This window comes from Pseudomonas sp. NPDC098740, from assembly GCF_044760065.1.
Taxonomy (GTDB): domain Bacteria; phylum Pseudomonadota; class Gammaproteobacteria; order Pseudomonadales; family Pseudomonadaceae; genus Aquipseudomonas; species Aquipseudomonas rossensis.
Genome location: NZ_JBIWAM010000007.1, coordinates 253,389 through 272,236, shown reverse-complemented (window position 1 = coordinate 272,236; position 18,848 = coordinate 253,389). Strand labels below are relative to the sequence as shown.

Sequence of the window (18,848 nt, the reverse complement as noted above, 5' to 3'; positions counted from 1 at the left end):
TCAGCGTCTCGCTTCTAACAGGGTTTCGACTTCAGCCAGACGTTCGTGAGTGCCAACATCCACCCAATGTCCATTCAAGTGCTCGCCGGTGACGTGTCCATCGGCCATGGCCTTGCGCAGCAGCGGTGCAAGCTTGAACGCCCCGGCAGAGCAACCGTCGAACAGCTGCGGGTGCAGGACCGCGATGCCGCTGTAGGTCAGGGTTGCAGTATCTGGCTGACCGTCGCGTACTTGCCCGTCGATCAGGCTGAAATCGCCGGCCGGATGATGGGCCGGGTTATCCGCCAACACCAAATGCGCCAGCCCGGTGATGGGTTGGTGCAACACGCTGAAGTCGTAGTCGGTCCAGATGTCACCGTTGACCACCATAAAGGCCTCGTCACCCAGCAACGGCAGCGCACGGAAAATCCCGCCTCCGGTTTCCAGTGGCTCACCTTCCGGCGAGTACTGAATACGTACGCCGTATTGCGAGCCATCACCCAGGTAGTTTTCGATCAGTTGGCCGAGCCAGGCATGGTTGATCACCACCTCGGTAAACCCCGCCACCGCCAAGGCTTTCAAGTGATACTCGATCAACGGTATACCGCCCGCGCGAACCAGCGGTTTCGGCGTGGTCAGGGTCAGCGGGCGCATGCGCTCGCCTTTGCCTGCTGCCAGAATCATTGCCTTCATGCATTCGCTCCAGCACGCAGACTCAGCAGCAACACATCCAGCTCGGCCAGTTCAGGACGGCGGGCGATCACGGCGTCTATATAAGCAAAGAAGCGTGGCACATCGCCGAGATAGCGTGGCTTTCCGTCACGGTGGCAGATGCGGGCAAAGATGCCGATCACTTTCAGGTGCCGCTGCACGCCCATCAGGTCGCTGGCACGCAGGAACTCTTCGAAGTCGGGCTGAACCGGGATCCCGAGATCACCCGCTTGCTGCCAGTAAACTTCCAGCCAGCCGCGCACACGCTCCTCGGGCCAGCTGAGGAACGCATCCTTGAACAGGCAGGTCACGTCGTAGGTCACGGGGCCATAGACGGCGTCCTGGAAATCCAGCACGCCGGGATTTGGCTCGCTGAGCATCAGGTTGCGCGGCATGTAATCGCGGTGCACCAGCACTTTAGGCTGGGCCAGTGCGCTGTCGATCAATAGCTCGGTCACGTTCTGCCAGAGCATTTGCTGCGCCGAGTCGAACTCGATGCCCAACTCGCGCTTCACGTACCACTCAGGGAACAATTCCAGCTCGCGTCGCAGCAGCGCCACGTCATAACTTGGCAACGGTGCAACCATCGGCAACTGCTGAAAAGCCAGCAGCGCTTGCAGGGCATCCTTGAACAAATCGTCGGCATTTTCGCTGTCGATCACGTCAAGGTAAGTCTTGTTGCCCAGGTCATTGAGCAAAAGAAAACCACGTTCGAGGTCTTCGGCATAAATTTTCGGAACATTTATTCCGGATTTCGCCAGCAAAAAAGCGATATCCACGAAGGGTTTACAGTTTTCCTGGGGCGGTGGCGCGTCCATCACGACGAAGCTTCTGCCCTCGCCTTCCCAGCGAAAATAACGTCGAAAACTCGCATCGCTACTGGCCGCGATCAACGTGGCCGGGGGTACGGCACCCCAACCCTGTTCTGCAAAGAGGGCAGCCAATTGCTCATCGAGCCAAACTTTCAGGTGTTGCAAACGTACATCTTGGTCAGGCATTGCAAGGGTCTCCGACGGCGCTAGCCGTCAAGCGGGTCATGCTTTATTATCCAGCATCTTTTTCAGACCATCGAGAGGCGTGCGGCCCACACCGCGGGCAGATGGCACGCAGGAAGCCCGGACTAATAAGATGGCATTGAAATCCCCCGCGTTTCGTAAAAAATTTCCGTTGTTGGTTACCGGCAGTCTGCTGGCCCTGCAACCTCTAGCCACTTCGTTCGTGGTTGCCGCGGAACAGTATGACTGCTCAGTCTCTGCTTCGGGTGCCTGGAACTGTGCGCCAAAATCTCCAGCAGCTGCGCTGCCACCTCGCCCCGTCCATGACGGCAGTGCGGCGGTAAGCACGAGCGGCGAGACTCCGGCTGACAGCGGTTTTAGTCAAGACACCGGCGCCAAGCCTGTGCTGGTGACCGAATCCAAGGGCCGTGGCCTGAAGTCGCGTAGCGAAGACTACAGTCACCTCGATTGGGTTCCACGCGAGAAGCTCACTGCAGCGCAATTGGCCGAAACCGGTCCTTACTGCGCTGGTTCCTATATCGAACCGATTCGTCCTGGCATGAATGACAAGACGAATAAAAGTGACGCTCCGACCTTTCTCGGCGCCAAAGCCTCTCGTTATAAGCAGGATGAGCAGGTCGCGACCCTGGCGGGTGACGTGGTCATGCGTCAAGGCAGCATGCAGGTCGAAGCCGACGAAGCGAACCTCTACCAGGCCGAGAGCCGTGGCGAACTGAGTGGCAACGTCCGTGTTCGCGACAACGGCGCCCTGATCGTGGGCGACCACGCCGACGTGCAGCTCGACACCGGTGAAGCCAAGGTCGACAACGCCGAATACGTGATGCATAAATCCCGTATCCGCGGTAATGCGCTGTACGCCAAGCGTGCCGAAAACGCGATCATCCGCCTCAAGGATGGTACGTACACCACGTGCGAACCGGACAGCAACGCCTGGCAGCTCAAGGGCAACAACATCACCTTGAACCCGGCCACCGGTTTCGGTACCGCGACCAACGTGACGCTGCGGGTCAAGGACATTCCGGTTCTGTACACGCCGTACATCTATTTCCCGATCGATGACCGTCGCCAGTCCGGTTTCCTGCCGCCGACCATCGGCACTGGCACCGATACCGGCTTCCTGCTGGTCACACCGTATTACTTCAACCTGGCACCGAACTACGATGCCACGTTGTACCCGCGCTACATGAGCAAGCACGGCTTGTTGATGGAAGGCGAATTCCGTTACCTGACCCCGTCCAGCGAAGGTCAGTTCGGCGCCGCGTACCTCAACGACGAAGACACTGATCGCAGCAAGCAGACCGACTACCAGAAAAACCGCTACATGTATAACTGGCAGCACAAGGGCGGTCTCGACTCGCGCGTTCTGACACAAGTCGATTACACCAAGATCAGCGATCCGTATTACTTCCAGGATCTGGAAACAGATCAGATCGGGGTAAAAAGCGCTGACTTCGTGAATCAGCAGGGTTCTGTCACCTATCGTGGCGACAGCTACACCGCTCGCTTGAATGCACAGGCTTATCAGCTCGCGACCGTTTCGGAGATTACTCCGTACGATCGCTTGCCGCAGATCACTTTCAACGGTCAGTTGCCGACTCACCCTGGCGGACTGAACTTCGACTACGAGACAGAAGTCGTACGGTTTGACCGTGACTTGAAGGACGGTGAGTTCGTAAACGAAGATGGCACCGCTGAACCGCGCCTTGATAACAACGTTCAAGGCCTGGCACGTGCCAACGGCGACCGTTTGAATCTCAAACCGGGTGTCAGCCTGCCTTTGGACTGGACTTATGGCTTCGTGAAGCCATCGCTCAAGTACCAATACACCCAGTACCAACTGGACCTAGACGGTACCGGCAAAAGCCAGATTGACGCGCAAACCGCGGAGCAGCAAAAGCTCAACGGTACCTTCAGCAGCAGCCAGAACCGTGGCGTGCCGATTGCAAGCATCGACAGCGGCCTGTACTTCGATCGCAACACCCAATGGTTCGGCAAGAACTATCGCCAGACCCTCGAACCGCGCCTGTTCTACCTGTACGTACCTGAAACGGACCAGGAAGACATTCCGGTATTCGACACCAGCGAATACACCTTCAACTACGCGTCGCTGTTCCGTGACAACCGCTTCTCCGGCTCCGACCGCGTCGGCGACGAGAACAAACTGTCTCTGGGCATAACCAACCGCTGGATCGAAGACAATGGCTTCGAACGCCAACGCATCAGCGTTGGCCAGGCCGTGTACTTCAAGGATCGTGAAGTTCAGTTGCCGGGCATCGATGCAAAAACCCGCGACGACGCGCAGGCTAATGTCTCGCCATACGCGCTGGAATACGAATATCGCTGGAACCGCGATTGGCGCACCACGGCCGATTACAACTGGGACCCGGACAGCCGCAGCCCGCGCTCGGGCAGCGCAATGTTCCACTACCAGCCTGAAGACAACCCGAACAAGGTCATCAACGCTGGCTATCGCTATCGTAATGACCAGGTCCGTTACGACCAGAACACCGGTAAGTGGCAAGTGGGCGGTGGTGACTACGGCACCCCGGGCACTCCTGGCTACGTGAAGGACTACTACAAGATTCAGCAGCACGACTTCTCGGTGATCTGGCCGATCGTGCCGCAATGGAACGCCATCAGCCGCTGGCAGTATGACTACAACCGCAACCGTACCCTGGAAGCTTTCGGTGGTTTCGAGTACGACAACTGCTGCTGGAAACTGCGCCTGATCAACCGTTACTGGGTTTCGTATGACGAGTTCAGTCAGAACGCCCCGGAAAACGAAAAAGGCGACCACGGCATCTTCCTACAAATTGTTCTGAAGGGACTCGGCGGCCTCACCGGCGCCAAAGTAGAGAGCTTCCTCGACAAAGGCATCCAAGGTTATCGTGAACGTGAAGACCAAGCTTTCTGATTGTCTGCGCCCGCTGATGCTGGGCGCGCTGTTCCTGGGTACCGCGGCGAACGCCGCGGTACAGTCCATCGATAAAGTGGTGGCCATTGTCGACAACGACGTGGTCATGCAGAGCCAACTGGACCAACGCGTCCATGAAGTTCAGCAAACCATCGCCAAGCGCGGTTCAGCCGTGCCGCCGGCCGGCGTGCTGGACCAGCAGGTGCTTGAGCGCCTGATCGTCGAAAACCTGCAACTGCAGATCGGCGAACGTTCCGGCATCCGCATTACCGATGAAGAGCTGAACCAGGCTGTCGGCACCATTGCCCAGCGCAACAACATGTCTGTGGATCAATTCCGCACCGCCCTGACTCGCGATGGTCTGTCTTATGAAGACGCCCGCGACCAGATTCGTCGCGAGATGGTCATCAGCCGTGTGCGTCAGCGTCGTGTGGCCGAGCGCATCCAGGTTTCCGAACAGGAAGTGAAGAACTTCCTCGCTTCCGACCTTGGCAAAATGCAGTTGTCCGAAGAGTTCCGCTTGGCCAACATCCTGATTCCTACGCCGGAAAGCGCTAACTCCGACGCCATTCAGAATGCCGCCAAACAAGCCGACGCGGTTTACCAGCAGCTCAAGCAAGGCGCTGACTTCGGTCAGTTGGCAATCGCCAAATCCGCCAGCGAAACCGCACTGGAAGGTGGCGACATGGGCTGGCGTAAAGCCGGTCAACTGCCACCTCCGTTCGATCGCATGCTTAGCACCATGACTGTCGGCGACATCACTCAACCGATGCGCACACCGGGCGGCTTCATCATCCTGAAGATCCTCGACAAGCGTGGCGGTGAGACCCAGACACGCGATGAAGTGCACGTGCGTCATATCCTGGTCAAACCGAGTCCGATCCGCGACGAAGCAAAAACCAAAGCCCTCGCTGAGTCCCTCTACACCCGAATCGAAGCGGGCGAAGATTTCGGCGAACTGGCGAAAAGCTTCTCGGAAGATCCGGGTTCCGCCCTCAACGGTGGCGACCTGAACTGGATCGACCCGAATGCACTGGTTCCCGAGTTCCGCGAAGTGATGGCCAAGACCCCACAAGGTCAGCTGTCCAAGCCGTTCCAGACCCAATATGGCTGGCATGTTCTGGAAGTCCTTGGCCGTCGTGCCACTGACAGCACCACCCAGGCCCGCGAGCAGCAAGCAATGACCGTATTGCGTAACCGCAAATATGACGAAGAGCTGCAAACCTGGCTGCGTCAGATCCGTGACGAAGCGTACGTAGAGATCAAACTCCCTGGTGCAGACCAGGCAGCGCAGTGAAACCCAAACGTTTCGCGCTGACACCCGGCGAACCGGCCGGCATAGGTCCTGACCTGTGCCTGCTGCTCGCCTCGCAAGCCCAGCCACATCCCCTGATTGCCATTACCAACCGCGACCTGCTCCTTGAGCGGGCCGTGCAGCTGGGTGTGGTTGTCGATTTGCTGCCGGTAAACCCGGGCAGCTGGCCGGATGTACCCGCGCCAGCCAACAGCCTGTATGTCTGGGATACACCGCTCAACGCCAAGGTCACTGCCGGGCAACTGGACAAGGCCAACGCGGCTTTCGTTCTCGAAACCCTGACTCGAGCTGGCCAAGGCTGCCTGGACGGGCATTTTGCCGGCATGATCACAGCCCCTGTGCACAAGGGCGTGATCAATGAATCCGGGATCGCCTTTTCCGGGCACACAGAGTTTCTCGCCGACCTGACCCATACCGCACAAGTGGTGATGATGCTCGCTACTCGCGGATTGCGCGTGGCGCTGGTCACCACTCACCTGCCTCTTCGCGAGATTGCCGATGCGATCACGCCGGAGCGTCTGGAACGGGTCACGCGAATTCTGCACGCCGATCTACAAGAAAAATTCGGCATTGCCCAGCCACGCATCCTCGTGTGTGGGCTCAACCCCCATGCTGGCGAAGGCGGACACCTGGGCCATGAAGAAATCGACATTATCGAACCTACATTAGAGCGCCTGCGCGGCGAAGGAATGGACCTTCGTGGCCCCCTGCCCGCCGACACTCTGTTTACCCCCAAGTATCTGGAGCACTGTGATGCAGTGCTGGCGATGTACCACGACCAGGGCCTGCCTGTGCTGAAGTACAAAGGCTTCGGTGCGGCAGTCAACGTGACCCTCGGCTTGCCGATCATCCGCACATCGGTCGACCACGGCACTGCCCTGGACCTGGCCGGCAGCGGCAAAATCGATACCGGCAGCCTGCAAGTCGCCCTGGAAACCGCCTACCAGATGGCCGAGACCCGTTTATGACCGAGCATTACCAACACCGTGCGCGCAAGCGCTTCGGCCAGAACTTCCTGCACGATGCCGGCGTTATCGACCGCATCCTGCGCGCCATCCACGCCAAGCCCGAAGACCGTCTACTGGAAATCGGCCCTGGCCAGGGTGCGCTGACTCAAGGCCTGCTGAACAGCGGCGCCCAGTTGGACGTGGTGGAACTGGACAAGGATCTGATCCCGATCCTTAACCAGCAGTTCGCCGGCAAGAGCAATTTCAACCTGCATCAGGGCGACGCGCTGAAGTTCGACTTCACCAGCCTGAACGCCGCGCCGAACAGCCTGCGGGTGGTCGGCAACCTGCCGTACAACATCTCTACGCCGCTGATTTTTCACCTTCTGCATAACGCCAGCCTGATTCGCGACATGCATTTCATGCTGCAAAAGGAAGTGGTCGAGCGCCTGGCAGCAGGCCCTGGTGGCGGTGACTGGGGTCGCTTGTCGATCATGGTTCAGTATCACTGCCGGGTTGAACATCTGTTCAACGTTGGCCCGGGCGCGTTCAATCCGCCGCCCAAAGTCGATTCGGCGATCGTGCGCCTGGTGCCTCACGCGGTACTTCCGCACCCGGCAAAAGATCACAAGCTGTTGGAGCGCGTCGTTCGCGAAGCTTTCAACCAGCGCCGCAAGACCCTGCGCAACACCCTCAAGCTGCTGCTGAGCAACGCTGAAATCGAAGCCGCCGGCGTTGATGGCAGCCTGCGCCCCGAACAACTCGACCTGGCCGCCTTCGTGCGCCTGGCCGACAAGCTCAGCGAACAAGTCCTACAGAAGCCCGACGCCGACTGACAGGCTATGAGCGTTATCGGGTAGGACACCAGCCTTCATGTCTGGTTTACTACCCGATACTTGGCCTAGACTGATCTCCATCAGCTACGCCCCGCGTTCCGCTTCGTTTAAGGCCTCTTGCATGTCCGATCCTCGTTACCAGGTCGACGTCAGCGTCGTCACCCGCTATCTGGCAGAACAATCGCAACCCGAGCAAAACCGCTTTGCCTTCGCCTACACCATCACCGTGCACAACAATGGCGAGCTACCGGCCAAGCTGTTGTCGCGGCACTGGGTGATCACCGACGGTGACGGGCATGTCGAGGAGGTTCGCGGCGCCGGCGTTGTTGGCCAGCAACCATTAATCGAGGTGGGCGAGAGCCACACCTACAGCAGCGGCACCGTCATGACCTCCAAGGTCGGCACGATGCAGGGCACTTATGAAATGGTTGCCGACGACGGCAAACACTTCGACGCCATCATCGCCCCATTCCGCCTGGCGGTGCCCGGAGCCCTGCACTGATGGCAACGTACGCCATCGGCGATCTGCAAGGCTGCCTTCAAGCATTGCAATGCCTGCTCAAGCAGGTCGCCTTCGACCCGACACGGGATCGTCTGTGGCTGGTAGGCGACCTGGTCAACCGTGGGCCGCAGTCCCTGGAAACCTTGCGCTTCCTCCATAGCATCCGCGAATCGCTGGTATGCGTGCTCGGCAACCACGACCTGCACTTGCTGGCGGCAGGGAAAAACATCGAACGCTTGAAGAAGTCCGACACCCTGCTCGAGATTCTCGCGGCGCCCGATTGCGCGGAACTGCTGGAGTGGCTGCGTCAGCAAAAGCTCATGCATTACGACGAACAGCGCGATGTCGCCCTGGTACATGCTGGCATTCCGCCCCAGTGGTCACTGCGCAAGGCCTTGAAGTATGCCGCCGAAGTCGAGACTGCATTGCGCGATGACAACCTGTTGCCGCCCTACCTCGATGGCATGTACGGCAACGATCCGGCGAAATGGGACAACGACCTCAAAGGCGTGACACGCCTGCGGGTGATCACCAACTATTTCACCCGCATGCGGTTTTGTACCGCCGAGGGCAAGCTTGACCTCAAAAGCAAGGAAGGCCTCGACAATGCGCCACCGGGCTACAAACCCTGGTTTCAGCACAAAGAGCGCAAGACCAAGGGCCTGAAGATCATCTTCGGCCACTGGGCCGCTCTGGAAGGCCGATGCAATGAGCCGGGCATCTCGGCCCTCGACACCGGTTGTGTCTGGGGTGGCGCACTGACCCTCATGAATGTCGACAGCGGTGAACGCCTGTCTTGCAAATGCGACGAGCATGGCCTTGCCCTGCCGCCAGTCGCCGCACTTATCCCCGAACCATCGTCAGCAAGCGCCCCGCGCTAGACTGCGCTTTCAGCCGAGCCACAGGAGCCCGCAATGAGCGAATTCAAACGTATCCCCCCGGAACAGGCCCAGGCCCTGCGCGAACTAGGCGCGGTGGTGGTCGATGTTCGCGACCCAGCGACCTTTGCCGCACTGCACATCGCCGGCTCGAAGCATCTGGATAACCACTCCATCTCGGATTTCATCCGCGCTGCCGACCTCGACGCACCGACCGTGGTCGTCTGCTACCACGGCAATTCCAGCCAGAGCGCCGCTGCGTACCTCATTAGTCAGGGCTTCTCCGACGTCTACAGCATGGATGGCGGTTTTGAGCTGTGGCGTACGACTTACCCTTCGGAAACGGCGCAAGGCACTTGCGAATAATTTTTTTGTAACGCGCAAGCCCCGGTCCCCGCGGGCTCGCGCGGTGGCAGACGAACGGTCTGCCACAACTAATTACGTATCTCGCCTTTACCTCCCGAATTCCCAACTATCCTTAAGCGCAGGCCATCCAAAACAGGGGAGAGCCGGTACACCGGCGCGCGGGTCATCGGGAGTAGCTTTCGGGGTAGTCAGCTTCGAAAGAGTTCTGGGGGGTAAACAGCGACTGCATATTCGGTCGCTGCCAGCATCGACTGAATGATCCGGCGTCGGCTCCACGTATCGAGCGAGGTGACGTCATGAGTATCTTTAGCCACTTCCAACAACGCTTCGAGTCCACACGCCAGGAAGAACTCTCGCTGCAAGAGTATCTTGAGCTGTGCAAAAGCGACCGTAGCGCCTACGCCTCCGCCGCCGAGCGTCTGTTACTGGCCATCGGTGAACCGGAGCTCCTCGACACCTCGGCCAACTCGAGGCTGTCGCGAATCTTTTCCAACAAGGTAATCCGCCGCTATCCGGCCTTTGAAGACTTCCACGGGATGGAAGAATGCATTGACCAGATCGTGTCGTATTTCCGCCATGCCGCTCAGGGCCTGGAAGAGAAGAAACAGATTCTCTATTTGCTCGGCCCTGTGGGTGGCGGTAAATCGTCCCTGGCCGAGAAGCTGAAACAGCTGATCGAGAAAGTGCCCTTCTACGCGATCAAGGGCTCGCCGGTATTCGAATCACCTCTGGGTCTGTTCAACGCCACTGAAGATGGCGCGATCCTCGAGGAAGACTTCGGCATTCCACGGCGCTACCTCAACACCATCATGTCGCCATGGGCTACCAAACGCCTCGCCGAATTCGGCGGCGACATCAGCCAGTTCCGTGTGGTGAAGCTGTATCCGTCGATCCTCAACCAGATCGCAGTGGCCAAAACCGAGCCGGGAGATGAAAACAACCAGGACATCTCGGCGCTGGTGGGCAAGGTCGATATCCGCAAACTCGAAGAGTTCCCGCAGAACGATGCCGACGCCTACAGCTACTCGGGCGCACTGTGCCGGGCCAACCAGGGCCTGATGGAATTCGTCGAAATGTTCAAGGCACCGATCAAGGTGCTTCACCCACTGCTGACCGCCACTCAGGAAGGCAACTACAACAGTACCGAAGGTCTGGGGGCAATTCCGTTTACCGGGATCCTGCTGGCCCACTCCAACGAATCGGAATGGCACACCTTCCGCAACAACAAGAACAACGAAGCCTTCATCGACCGGATCTACATCGTCAAAGTGCCGTACTGCCTGCGGGTCAGCGACGAAGTGAAGATCTACGACAAGCTCTTGTTCAACAGTTCCCTGGCCAAGGCTCACTGCGCGCCTGACACCCTGAAGATGCTTGCCCAGTTCACCGTACTCTCGCGACTGAAAGAGCCGGAAAACTCCAACATCTACTCCAAGATGCGCGTGTATGACGGCGAAAACCTCAAGGACACCGATCCGAAGGCCAAGTCGATCCAGGAATACCGCGACAACGCGGGTGTCGACGAAGGCATGAACGGCTTGTCGACCCGCTTCGCGTTCAAGATCCTGTCGAAAGTGTTCAACTTTGATCCGCACGAAATTGCTGCCAACCCGGTGCACTTGCTTTACGTGCTGGAACAACAGATCGAACAGGAACAATTCCAGGCGGAAACCCGCGAACGCTATCTGCGCTTCCTCAAGGAGTACCTGGCACCGCGTTATATCGAGTTCATCGGCAAGGAAATCCAGACCGCCTACCTCGAGTCTTACAGCGAGTATGGCCAGAACATCTTCGATCGCTATGTGCTGTACGCCGACTTCTGGATCCAGGACCAGGAATACCGCGACCCGGAAACCGGCGAGATCCTCAACCGCGTAGCGCTGAACGAAGAACTGGAGAAAATCGAAAAACCGGCCGGAATCAGCAATCCGAAGGATTTCCGCAATGAAATCGTCAACTTCGTACTGCGCGCCCGGGCCAATAACAACGGCAAGAACCCGACCTGGCTCAGCTACGAAAAACTGCGGGTGGTCATCGAGAAGAAAATGTTCTCCAACACCGAGGACCTCCTGCCCGTCATCAGCTTCAACGCCAAGGCCAGCAAAGAGGACCAGCAGAAGCACAACGACTTCGTCACACGGATGGTCGAGCGGGGTTACACCGACAAACAGGTTCGACTGCTGTCCGAGTGGTACCTGCGGGTCAGAAAATCACAATAACCCGCTGCCGGTCAGACCGGTTGTCGTCAGCCAGAGGCCTGTGTACTCATTTTCTGTTACACAGACTTCTGGGAGGTGTTCGAAAGTCGGTAGCGAGGTTCAGGCAGCGTCCAAAAGCGCTTGGGGGAGCGTGAACATCCCTTGGCACCGTCGATGCTGCATAACCGCTCGCCCCTTTCAGGACAGCTTCTAAGGAGCAGTCATGAGCTATGTGATCGACCGACGTCTCAATGGCAAGAACAAGAGCACGGTGAACCGTCAGCGGTTTCTGCGGCGCTACCGTGATCACATCAAAAAGGCTGTCGAAGAGGCGGTCAGCCGGCGCTCCATTACCGATATGGAACACGGCGAACAGATCAGCATCCCCGGCCGCGACATTGACGAGCCGGTGCTTCACCACGGTCGCGGTGGCAAGCAGACCGTCGTGCACCCGGGCAACAAGGAGTTCACCAGCGGCGAGCACATTGCCCGCCCGCCCGGAGGTGGCGGCGGCAGAGGCCCCGGCAAGGCCGGCAACTCGGGCGAAGGGATGGACGAGTTCGTCTTCCAGATCACCCAGGAGGAATTCCTTGAATTCATGTTCGAGGACCTTGAGCTGCCGAACCTGGTCAAGCGCAACCTGACTGGCACCGACACCTTCAAGACCGTTCGTGCCGGGATCAGTAACGAGGGCAATCCGTCGCGGATCAACATCATCCGCACCTTGCGCTCGGCCCATGCACGGCGAATCGCCCTGTCTGGCAGCAGCCGGGCAAAATTACGCGAAGCCAAAGAAGAACTGCTGCGATTGAAGCGGGATGAACCGGACAACTTCGGCGATATTCAGAAAATCGAAGCAGAAATCGAAAAACTCAGCGCGCGCATTCATCGCGTACCGTTCCTCGATACCTTCGACCTCAAGTACAACCTGCTCATCAAGCAACCCAACCCCAGCTCCAAAGCAGTGATGTTCTGCCTGATGGACGTGTCCGGCTCCATGACCCAAGCGACCAAGGACATCGCCAAGCGTTTCTTTATCCTGCTGTACCTGTTTCTCAAGCGTAACTACGACAAGATCGACGTCGTGTTCATCCGCCACCACACCAGTGCCAGGGAAGTGGACGAAGAGGAGTTTTTCTATTCTCGCGAAACCGGCGGCACCATCGTTTCCAGCGCCTTGAAACTGATGCAGGAGATCATGGCCGAACGCTATCCGAGCAATGAGTGGAATATCTATGCCGCCCAGGCCTCCGACGGCGATAACTGGAACGACGATTCGCCAATCTGCCGCGACATTCTGATCAACCAGATCATGCCGTTCGTGCAGTACTACACTTACGTTGAGATCACCCCGCGCGAACACCAGGCCTTGTGGTTCGAGTACGAACGCATCGCCGAAGCCTTCTCTGACACTTTTGCCCAGCAACAACTGGTCTCGGCCGGGGATATCTATCCGGTCTTCCGTGAACTCTTCCAGCGCAGGTTAGTGACATGACCGCCAAAGAGCAGAAGCGCCAACCCATTTCCACCGGCTCCGAATGGACGTTCGAGCTGATTCAGGCCTACGACAAAGAAATCAGTCGTCTGGCGGCTCGCTACGCGCTCGATACTTACCCCAACCAGATTGAAGTGATCACCGCCGAGCAGATGATGGACGCCTACGCCTCCGTCGGCATGCCCCTGGGTTATCACCATTGGTCCTACGGCAAACACTTCCTCAGCACCGAGAAATCCTACTCTCGCGGCCAGATGGGGCTGGCGTACGAAATCGTGATCAACTCGGACCCGTGCATCGCCTATTTGATGGAAGAAAACACCATCTGCATGCAGGCTTTGGTCGTCGCCCATGCCTGCTACGGGCATAACAGCTTTTTCAAAGGCAACTACCTGTTCCGCACCTGGACTGACGCCAGTTCGATCATCGATTACCTGGTCTTCGCCAAGCAATACATCATGCAGTGCGAAGAGCGCCACGGTATCGACGCGGTCGAAGACCTGCTGGATTCCTGCCACGCCCTGATGAACTACGGGGTCGATCGCTACAAACGCCCCTATCCGATTTCCGCCGAAGAAGAACGTCGCCGGCAAAAGGATCGGGAAGAGCATTTGCAGAAACAGATCAACGATCTGTGGCGGACCATTCCAAAAGGTGCGGACAAGTACAGCGACAAGGACAACGCGCGCTTCCCCGCCGAACCTCAGGAAAATATCCTCTACTTCATCGAAAAACACGCACCGCTGCTGGAGCCATGGCAGCGGGAAATCGTGCGGATCGTGCGCAAGATCGCTCAGTATTTCTACCCGCAACGTCAGACTCAGGTGATGAACGAGGGTTGGGCCACGTTCTGGCATTACACCCTGATGAACGACCTGTATGACGAAGGCCTGGTGACCGACGGCTTCATGATGGAGTTTTTGACGTCCCACACCAGCGTGGTCTATCAACCCGGCTTCGACAGCCCCTACTACAATGGCATCAACCCCTACACCCTGGGTTTTGCCATGTACCGGGATATCCGCCGCATGTGTGAACACCCGACCGAAGAGGACTACCGCTGGTTCCCTGAGATTGCCGGCACCGACTGGCTGTCGAGCATCAAGTTCGCCATGAGCAGCTTCAAGGATGAGAGCTTCATCCTGCAGTACCTGTCACCCCAGGTGATCCGTGACCTGAAGTTGTTCAGCATTCTTGATGACGACCAGAAGGACGATCTGCTGGTCCCGGCCATTCATGACGAAGGTGGCTACCGCATCATCCGTGAAACCCTGGCGGCGCAATACAACCTCGGCAATCGTGAACCCAACGTGCAGATCTACAGCATCGACCGGCGTGGTGACCGCTCGCTGACCTTGCGTCACCAGCAACACGACCGCAAACCGCTGGGCGAGTCCACCGAGGAAGTGCTCAAACACCTGCATCGCCTCTGGGGCTTCGATATTCATCTGGAAACCCTGCAAGGGGACCAGGTGATGAAAGTCCATCATGTCCCACCCAGAGGTGAACACAGCGAGGGGGATTACGGCCGACTGGACCTCGCTGTCATCCATCTTTGATCCTGTTTCTGCCTCCGGAGGTTCGACGCAAAGGTTATTCTGTCGGGCTAACGGAGGTTTTTTATGCAGATTTATAAAGTCGGCGGCGCGGTACGTGATCGCCTGCTGGGCAAGCCTGTCACCGACATCGACTGGGTTGTGGTTGGCGCCACCACGGAAGAAATGCTCGCCAAGGGCTTTCGCCCGGTGGGCGCGGACTTCCCGGTGTTTCTTCACCCCAAAAGCGGTGAGGAATACGCCCTCGCCCGCACCGAGCGCAAAAGCGGACGCGGTTACGGCGGCTTTACCTTTCACGCCAGCCCCGAAGTTACCCTCGAAGAAGACCTGATCCGTCGTGACCTGACCATCAATGCCATGGCCGAAGACGATCAGCAGAACCTGACCGATCCTTACCACGGCCAGCGCGATCTCGAGGCGCGCTTGCTTCGTCACGTTTCCCCCGCGTTCGCCGAAGATCCGCTCCGGGTTTTGCGTGTTGCCCGCTTCGCTGCTCGTTATGCGGGGCTTGGTTTCACCGTTGCGCCAGAGACAGTGGAACTGATGCGCCAACTCAGCGAGTCAGGTGAGCTGGAAGCCTTGACCGCCGAACGCAGCTGGAAGGAAATTTCCCGCGCCCTGATGGAAGATCAGCCACAGGTGTTCATCGAAGTGCTGCGCGAGTGTGGCGCTCTCAAGGTATTGATGCCGGAAGTCGATGCCTTGTTCGGCGTACCGCAACCGGAGGCCCACCACCCGGAAATCGACACGGGCGTGCACACCTTGAGCGTGCTGGAGCAAGCGGCGCAGCACAAACAATCACTCACCGTGCGCTGGGCCTGCCTGCTGCACGACCTCGGCAAGGGACTGACGCCCGAGGAGGAGTGGCCGCGACACATTGCTCACGAGCACAAGGGCTTGAAGCTGATCAAAGCGGTCAACGAACGCTTCAAGGCACCGAAGGACTGTCAGGAACTGGCTCTGCTGGTGGGCGAATATCACACCCACGGCCATCGCGCCCTGGAGCTGAAGCCGTCGACGTTGCTAGAGTTGCTGCAGAGTTTCGACGTTTACCGTCGGCCGCAGCGGTTCGAGGAATTTATCGCCGCGTGCGAGATGGACGCGCGTGGACGTAAAGGCCTGGAACAGCGAAGTTATCCACAGGCTGATTATTTGCGGGGGGCGGCGAATGCTGCTCGGACCGTGGCAGTTCAGCCGTTGCTGGAGAAGGGATTCAAAGGGCCGGAGCTGGGCGAGGCGATCAAGCGTGAGCGGCTCAAGGCGCTGAAGGCCTACAAAGACGCTGCGCCTGCCTGAAAAGCATCGTCGGATCGCCGCCCGGAGCAAGCTCGCTCCCACATTGGATCTCTGGTGCTCACACAATCCAGGGTGGGAGCGAGCTTGCTCGCGATGGCGTCACCCGCTTCACAATAAATTTGAAGGGGTCAACTGCTCACCGCGCCATTCAAACGCCACCGGCGCCAACACCTGGTCAATCTGCGCCTCGCGCCACAACGCCGCAAAGCTCTTGCCTACACCCGGATGCACGCGATCCGGCGCAATCAGCGACAACGGCCACAGCACGAAGGCATTTTTCAGAATTTCTGCCCGCGGCAGAATCAAGCCATCGAAGTTGCCTACCAGATCGCCGAACAGCAGCACGTCGATATCCAGCGGCAAACCCTTGCGGTCCGGCGCATAACGGCCGTTGTCCGCCTCGATGAATTTCAGCCGGCGATCGAGCTCCATCAGCGGCAAATCGGTAAAAGCCGACACCACAAAATTGAAGAATGGCCCGCTCTTGATCCCCACCGGCTGGCTTTCGAACACCGCCGAGCAGCGTATATCCACCAGAAAACCTGCCAAGGCTTCCAGGCCAGCCTGCAAATGGGATTCGCGCTCAATATTGCTACCGAGCCCGAGAAACACCTGAGTCAGCGACATCCGCGCTCGATCTCCACGCCCACACCACCCGTGGCAGCCGGGATGGCGCCTGGCTTGGTCAGCTTGAGCCGCATCCAGGTGATGTTGAATTCGCTCATCAGCACTTCAGCCAGACGCTCGGCGAAGGTCTCGACCAGCTGGAACTGCGCCTGCTCGGCAAAAGCCTGGATACGCGACGACACACTGGCGTAATCGAGCGCCAGCGTCAGGTCATCACCGGCGGCGGCCGGGCGATTATCCCAGGCGAAACTCAGATCAAGACGCAAGCACTGTCGGATGCCTCGCTCCCAGTCGTAGGCACCAATCACGGTGTCGACTTCCAGGCCCTCGATAAACACTCTGTCCAAGCACTCTTCTCCGCTGCACGACAAGGGCGCAATGCGCCGTTAGAATCAGGGCGTCCTCGCCCGGAATAGTTAGCATGTTTTGGTTACTGGCGACCCTCGCCTACCTGCTCGGCTCTCTGTCCTTCGCCATTTTGCTCAGCCGCCTGACCGGTAACCCCGATCCGCGAATGAGTGGCTCGGGCAATGCCGGTGCCACCAACATGTTGCGCCTGGCCGGCAAAAAACTCGCCGTCCTGACCTTGCTCGGGGACCTCTTCAAAGGCCTGCTACCCGTACTGATCGCCGGCGTTGCGGACCTTTCGCCTCAAGAACAGGCCTGGATCGGCGTCTGTGCCGTTATCGGTCACCTGTTCCCGCTGTACTTTCGCTTTCGCGGTGGCAAGGGTGTCGCCACTGCTGCCGGCATGTTGCTGGGCCTCTACCCGCCCGCCGCACTGCTGGCGGTCTGCACCTGGCTGCTGACGTTCTACCTTACTCGCACCAGCTCACTGGCGGCCTTGATCGCCACACCCCTGACCCTGCCGCTGCTGGCCTGGCAAGAACCGGCGGCACTGCTGCCCATGAGCGCACTCACGGGACTGATTGTCTGGCGTCATCGGGGCAATCTACGCGACCTGTTTGCCGGGCGCGAACGGCATTTTTAATTACCGGGCATGAGCGCCGCTCATCACAGCGCCGACAATTGCTCCATCGGCCAACGCGCCTGCACGCTGATCGCCAGGCTTTCATGCTGACCGGCCTGCAAACGCTGGCAGCCGGCAAAGGCAATCATCGCGCCGTTGTCGGTGCAGAACTCCGGACGAGCATAAAAAACATCGCCCTTCATGTCGCCGAGCATCTTCTCCAGTGAGGTACGCAGTGCCTTGTTGGCGCTGACGCCGCCAGCGATCACCAGACGCTTCATACCGGCCTGTTTCAGGGCACGCTTGCACTTGATGGTCAAAGTCTCCACCACGGCCTGCTGGAACGCCAGCGAGATGTCGCAACGGGCTTGCTCGCTGTCGTCCCCGGCGCTGACGCTCTGCTGCCAGGTGTTCAGGGCGAAGGTTTTCAAGCCACTGAAACTGAAAGCCAGTCCTGGACGGTCGCACATCGGGCGCGGGAAAGTGAAACGCCCTGCAACTCCTTGCTCCGCCAGCCGAGCGATTTCCGGACCACCCGGATAATTGAGCCCCATCATCTTCGCGGTCTTGTCAAAAGCTTCACCGGCGGCATCGTCGAGGGTCTCGCCCAAGAGCGTGTATTGACCGATCCCGTCGACCTGAACCAGTTGCGTATGACCGCCAGACACCAACAAAGCGACGAACGGGAATTCCGGTGGTTGCGACTCCAGCATCGGCGCCAGCAGGTGACCTTCCATGTGGTGCACACCCAGCGCCGGAATCCCCCAGGCGAAGGCCAGCGCCTGAGCGCAAGAGGCGCCCACCAGCAAGGCACCGACCAGGCCAGGACCCGCGGTATAAGCGATGGCGTCGATCTCGGTCGGCACACAGTCAGCTTCGGCCAACACCTGACGAATCAAGGGCAGCATGCGTTTGACGTGGTCACGCGAGGCCAGCTCCGGCACGACCCCGCCATAGGCGCGGTGCAGGTCGATCTGGCTGAACAGCGCGTCGGCCAGCAGGCCGCGTTCGCTGTCATATAATGCGACACCGGTTTCGTCGCAGGAGGTTTCTAATCCCAGTACTAGCATGGGTTTGCGCCTTGTTTAGGCTGAATTCGAAGGCGCGCATAATAGTCGCCATGGGATGCCCCGACCAGCGGTTTTCGATCAGAGGCTTTGCATTCCGAGCGATGAGGGGTTAACATCCGCAACCCTTAAAAACCGACGTCTTCAAGGGCTCTTTGGCCACGAGGATGTTGAC

At 58.7% G+C, this 18,848-nt stretch carries 17 protein-coding genes; 12 read left to right on the top strand and 5 right to left on the bottom strand.

All coding sequences use genetic code 11. From position 1 onward, the window contains the following. Complete coding sequence (gene murU, locus ACIQU2_RS11920) at positions 1-672, bottom strand: N-acetylmuramate alpha-1-phosphate uridylyltransferase MurU (protein ID WP_403140754.1); 672 nt, start codon at positions 670-672, stop codon at positions 1-3. Continuing rightward, a complete protein-coding gene (locus ACIQU2_RS11915; RefSeq protein WP_403140751.1) occupies positions 669-1,688 on the bottom strand; it encodes an aminoglycoside phosphotransferase family protein in 1,020 nt (339 codons plus the stop codon). Before ACIQU2_RS11915 ends, murU begins: the two co-directional genes overlap by 4 nt. Before the next feature lie 130 nt (positions 1,689-1,818). Here ACIQU2_RS11915 and ACIQU2_RS11910 point away from each other — a divergent pair, with 130 nt between their 5' ends. The 11 genes from ACIQU2_RS11910 (at position 1,819) to ACIQU2_RS11860 (ending at position 16,009) form a co-directional block, all read left to right on the top strand. After that, positions 1,819-4,620 (top strand): LPS-assembly protein LptD, encoded by a 2,802-nt coding sequence (locus ACIQU2_RS11910; RefSeq protein ID WP_403140748.1) that lies wholly within the window; start codon positions 1,819-1,821, stop codon positions 4,618-4,620. After that, the gene (gene surA / locus ACIQU2_RS11905) at positions 4,601-5,917 is read left to right on the top strand and encodes a peptidylprolyl isomerase SurA (RefSeq protein WP_403140747.1); all 1,317 of its coding nucleotides are present in this window, start codon (positions 4,601-4,603) and stop codon (positions 5,915-5,917) included. The genes ACIQU2_RS11910 and surA overlap by 20 nt, the downstream gene beginning before the upstream one ends. Then, the gene (gene pdxA / locus ACIQU2_RS11900) at positions 5,914-6,903 is read left to right on the top strand and encodes a 4-hydroxythreonine-4-phosphate dehydrogenase PdxA (protein WP_403140746.1); all 990 of its coding nucleotides are present in this window, start codon (positions 5,914-5,916) and stop codon (positions 6,901-6,903) included. The genes surA and pdxA overlap by 4 nt, the downstream gene beginning before the upstream one ends. Further along, complete coding sequence (gene rsmA / locus ACIQU2_RS11895) at positions 6,900-7,718, top strand: 16S rRNA (adenine(1518)-N(6)/adenine(1519)-N(6))-dimethyltransferase RsmA (RefSeq protein WP_347803160.1); 819 nt, start codon at positions 6,900-6,902, stop codon at positions 7,716-7,718. Before pdxA ends, rsmA begins: the two co-directional genes overlap by 4 nt. Positions 7,719-7,839: 121 nt before the next feature. Continuing rightward, on the top strand, positions 7,840-8,220 hold the full coding sequence (gene apaG / locus ACIQU2_RS11890) for a Co2+/Mg2+ efflux protein ApaG (protein ID WP_008147202.1): 381 nt from the start codon (positions 7,840-7,842) through the stop codon (positions 8,218-8,220). Then, the gene (locus tag ACIQU2_RS11885) at positions 8,220-9,101 is read left to right on the top strand and encodes a symmetrical bis(5'-nucleosyl)-tetraphosphatase (protein ID WP_403140742.1); all 882 of its coding nucleotides are present in this window, start codon (positions 8,220-8,222) and stop codon (positions 9,099-9,101) included. Before apaG ends, ACIQU2_RS11885 begins: the two co-directional genes overlap by 1 nt. 33 nt (positions 9,102-9,134) lie before the next feature. Continuing rightward, entirely contained in the window at positions 9,135-9,464 is a 330-nt protein-coding gene (glpE, locus tag ACIQU2_RS11880) for a thiosulfate sulfurtransferase GlpE (protein WP_347803163.1), read from the top strand. Between the two features lie 296 nt (positions 9,465-9,760). After that, positions 9,761-11,683 carry a PrkA family serine protein kinase gene (locus ACIQU2_RS11875; protein ID WP_033056218.1) on the top strand — a complete coding sequence of 641 codons (1,923 nt, stop codon included), beginning with the start codon at positions 9,761-9,763 and terminating at the stop codon, positions 11,681-11,683. A gap of 202 nt (positions 11,684-11,885) precedes the next feature. Next, positions 11,886-13,157 (top strand): YeaH/YhbH family protein, encoded by a 1,272-nt coding sequence (locus tag ACIQU2_RS11870; RefSeq protein ID WP_095127215.1) that lies wholly within the window; start codon positions 11,886-11,888, stop codon positions 13,155-13,157. Beyond that, positions 13,154-14,716 carry a SpoVR family protein gene (locus tag ACIQU2_RS11865; RefSeq protein WP_347803164.1) on the top strand — a complete coding sequence of 521 codons (1,563 nt, stop codon included), beginning with the start codon at positions 13,154-13,156 and terminating at the stop codon, positions 14,714-14,716. The genes ACIQU2_RS11870 and ACIQU2_RS11865 overlap by 4 nt, the downstream gene beginning before the upstream one ends. A gap of 63 nt (positions 14,717-14,779) precedes the next feature. Next, on the top strand, positions 14,780-16,009 hold the full coding sequence (locus ACIQU2_RS11860; RefSeq protein ID WP_347803165.1) for a multifunctional CCA addition/repair protein: 1,230 nt from the start codon (positions 14,780-14,782) through the stop codon (positions 16,007-16,009). Between the two features lie 108 nt (positions 16,010-16,117). Here ACIQU2_RS11860 and folK read toward each other — a convergent pair whose 3' ends face one another. Together folK and folB are read right to left on the bottom strand one after the other, a co-directional pair. Next, positions 16,118-16,636 (bottom strand): 2-amino-4-hydroxy-6-hydroxymethyldihydropteridine diphosphokinase, encoded by a 519-nt coding sequence (folK, locus tag ACIQU2_RS11855; protein WP_282481823.1) that lies wholly within the window; start codon positions 16,634-16,636, stop codon positions 16,118-16,120. After that, positions 16,627-16,983 (bottom strand): dihydroneopterin aldolase, encoded by a 357-nt coding sequence (gene folB, locus ACIQU2_RS11850; RefSeq protein WP_008008297.1) that lies wholly within the window; start codon positions 16,981-16,983, stop codon positions 16,627-16,629. The genes folK and folB overlap by 10 nt, the downstream gene beginning before the upstream one ends. A 74-nt stretch (positions 16,984-17,057) precedes the next feature. Here folB and plsY point away from each other — a divergent pair, with 74 nt between their 5' ends. Then, entirely contained in the window at positions 17,058-17,627 is a 570-nt protein-coding gene (gene plsY / locus ACIQU2_RS11845; protein WP_403140735.1) for a glycerol-3-phosphate 1-O-acyltransferase PlsY, read from the top strand. A 23-nt stretch (positions 17,628-17,650) separates the two neighbouring features. On the opposite strand, the gene tsaD is transcribed toward plsY, so the two are convergent. After that, entirely contained in the window at positions 17,651-18,676 is a 1,026-nt protein-coding gene (gene tsaD / locus ACIQU2_RS11840; RefSeq protein WP_046045367.1) for a tRNA (adenosine(37)-N6)-threonylcarbamoyltransferase complex transferase subunit TsaD, read from the bottom strand. Between the last annotated feature and the right edge of the window lie 172 nt (positions 18,677-18,848).

Excerpts from the sequence above, each read along its gene's own strand:
- murU (WP_403140754.1), bottom strand. The coding sequence starts at position 672 with ATGAAGGCAATGATTCTGGCAGCAGGCAAAGGCGAGCGCATGCGCCCG.
- ACIQU2_RS11915 (WP_403140751.1), bottom strand. The coding sequence starts at position 1,688 with ATGCCTGACCAAGATGTACGTTTGCAACACCTGAAAGTTTGGCTCGAT.
- ACIQU2_RS11910 (WP_403140748.1), top strand. The coding sequence starts at position 1,819 with ATGGCATTGAAATCCCCCGCGTTTCGTAAAAAATTTCCGTTGTTGGTT.
- rsmA (WP_347803160.1), top strand. The coding sequence starts at position 6,900 with ATGACCGAGCATTACCAACACCGTGCGCGCAAGCGCTTCGGCCAGAAC.
- apaG (WP_008147202.1), top strand. The coding sequence starts at position 7,840 with ATGTCCGATCCTCGTTACCAGGTCGACGTCAGCGTCGTCACCCGCTAT.
- ACIQU2_RS11885 (WP_403140742.1), top strand. The coding sequence starts at position 8,220 with ATGGCAACGTACGCCATCGGCGATCTGCAAGGCTGCCTTCAAGCATTG.
- glpE (WP_347803163.1), top strand. The coding sequence starts at position 9,135 with ATGAGCGAATTCAAACGTATCCCCCCGGAACAGGCCCAGGCCCTGCGC.
- ACIQU2_RS11875 (WP_033056218.1), top strand. The coding sequence starts at position 9,761 with ATGAGTATCTTTAGCCACTTCCAACAACGCTTCGAGTCCACACGCCAG.
- ACIQU2_RS11870 (WP_095127215.1), top strand. The coding sequence starts at position 11,886 with ATGAGCTATGTGATCGACCGACGTCTCAATGGCAAGAACAAGAGCACG.
- ACIQU2_RS11865 (WP_347803164.1), top strand. The coding sequence starts at position 13,154 with ATGACCGCCAAAGAGCAGAAGCGCCAACCCATTTCCACCGGCTCCGAA.
- ACIQU2_RS11860 (WP_347803165.1), top strand. The coding sequence starts at position 14,780 with ATGCAGATTTATAAAGTCGGCGGCGCGGTACGTGATCGCCTGCTGGGC.
- folK (WP_282481823.1), bottom strand. The coding sequence starts at position 16,636 with ATGTCGCTGACTCAGGTGTTTCTCGGGCTCGGTAGCAATATTGAGCGC.
- plsY (WP_403140735.1), top strand. The coding sequence starts at position 17,058 with ATGTTTTGGTTACTGGCGACCCTCGCCTACCTGCTCGGCTCTCTGTCC.
- tsaD (WP_046045367.1), bottom strand. The coding sequence starts at position 18,676 with ATGCTAGTACTGGGATTAGAAACCTCCTGCGACGAAACCGGTGTCGCA.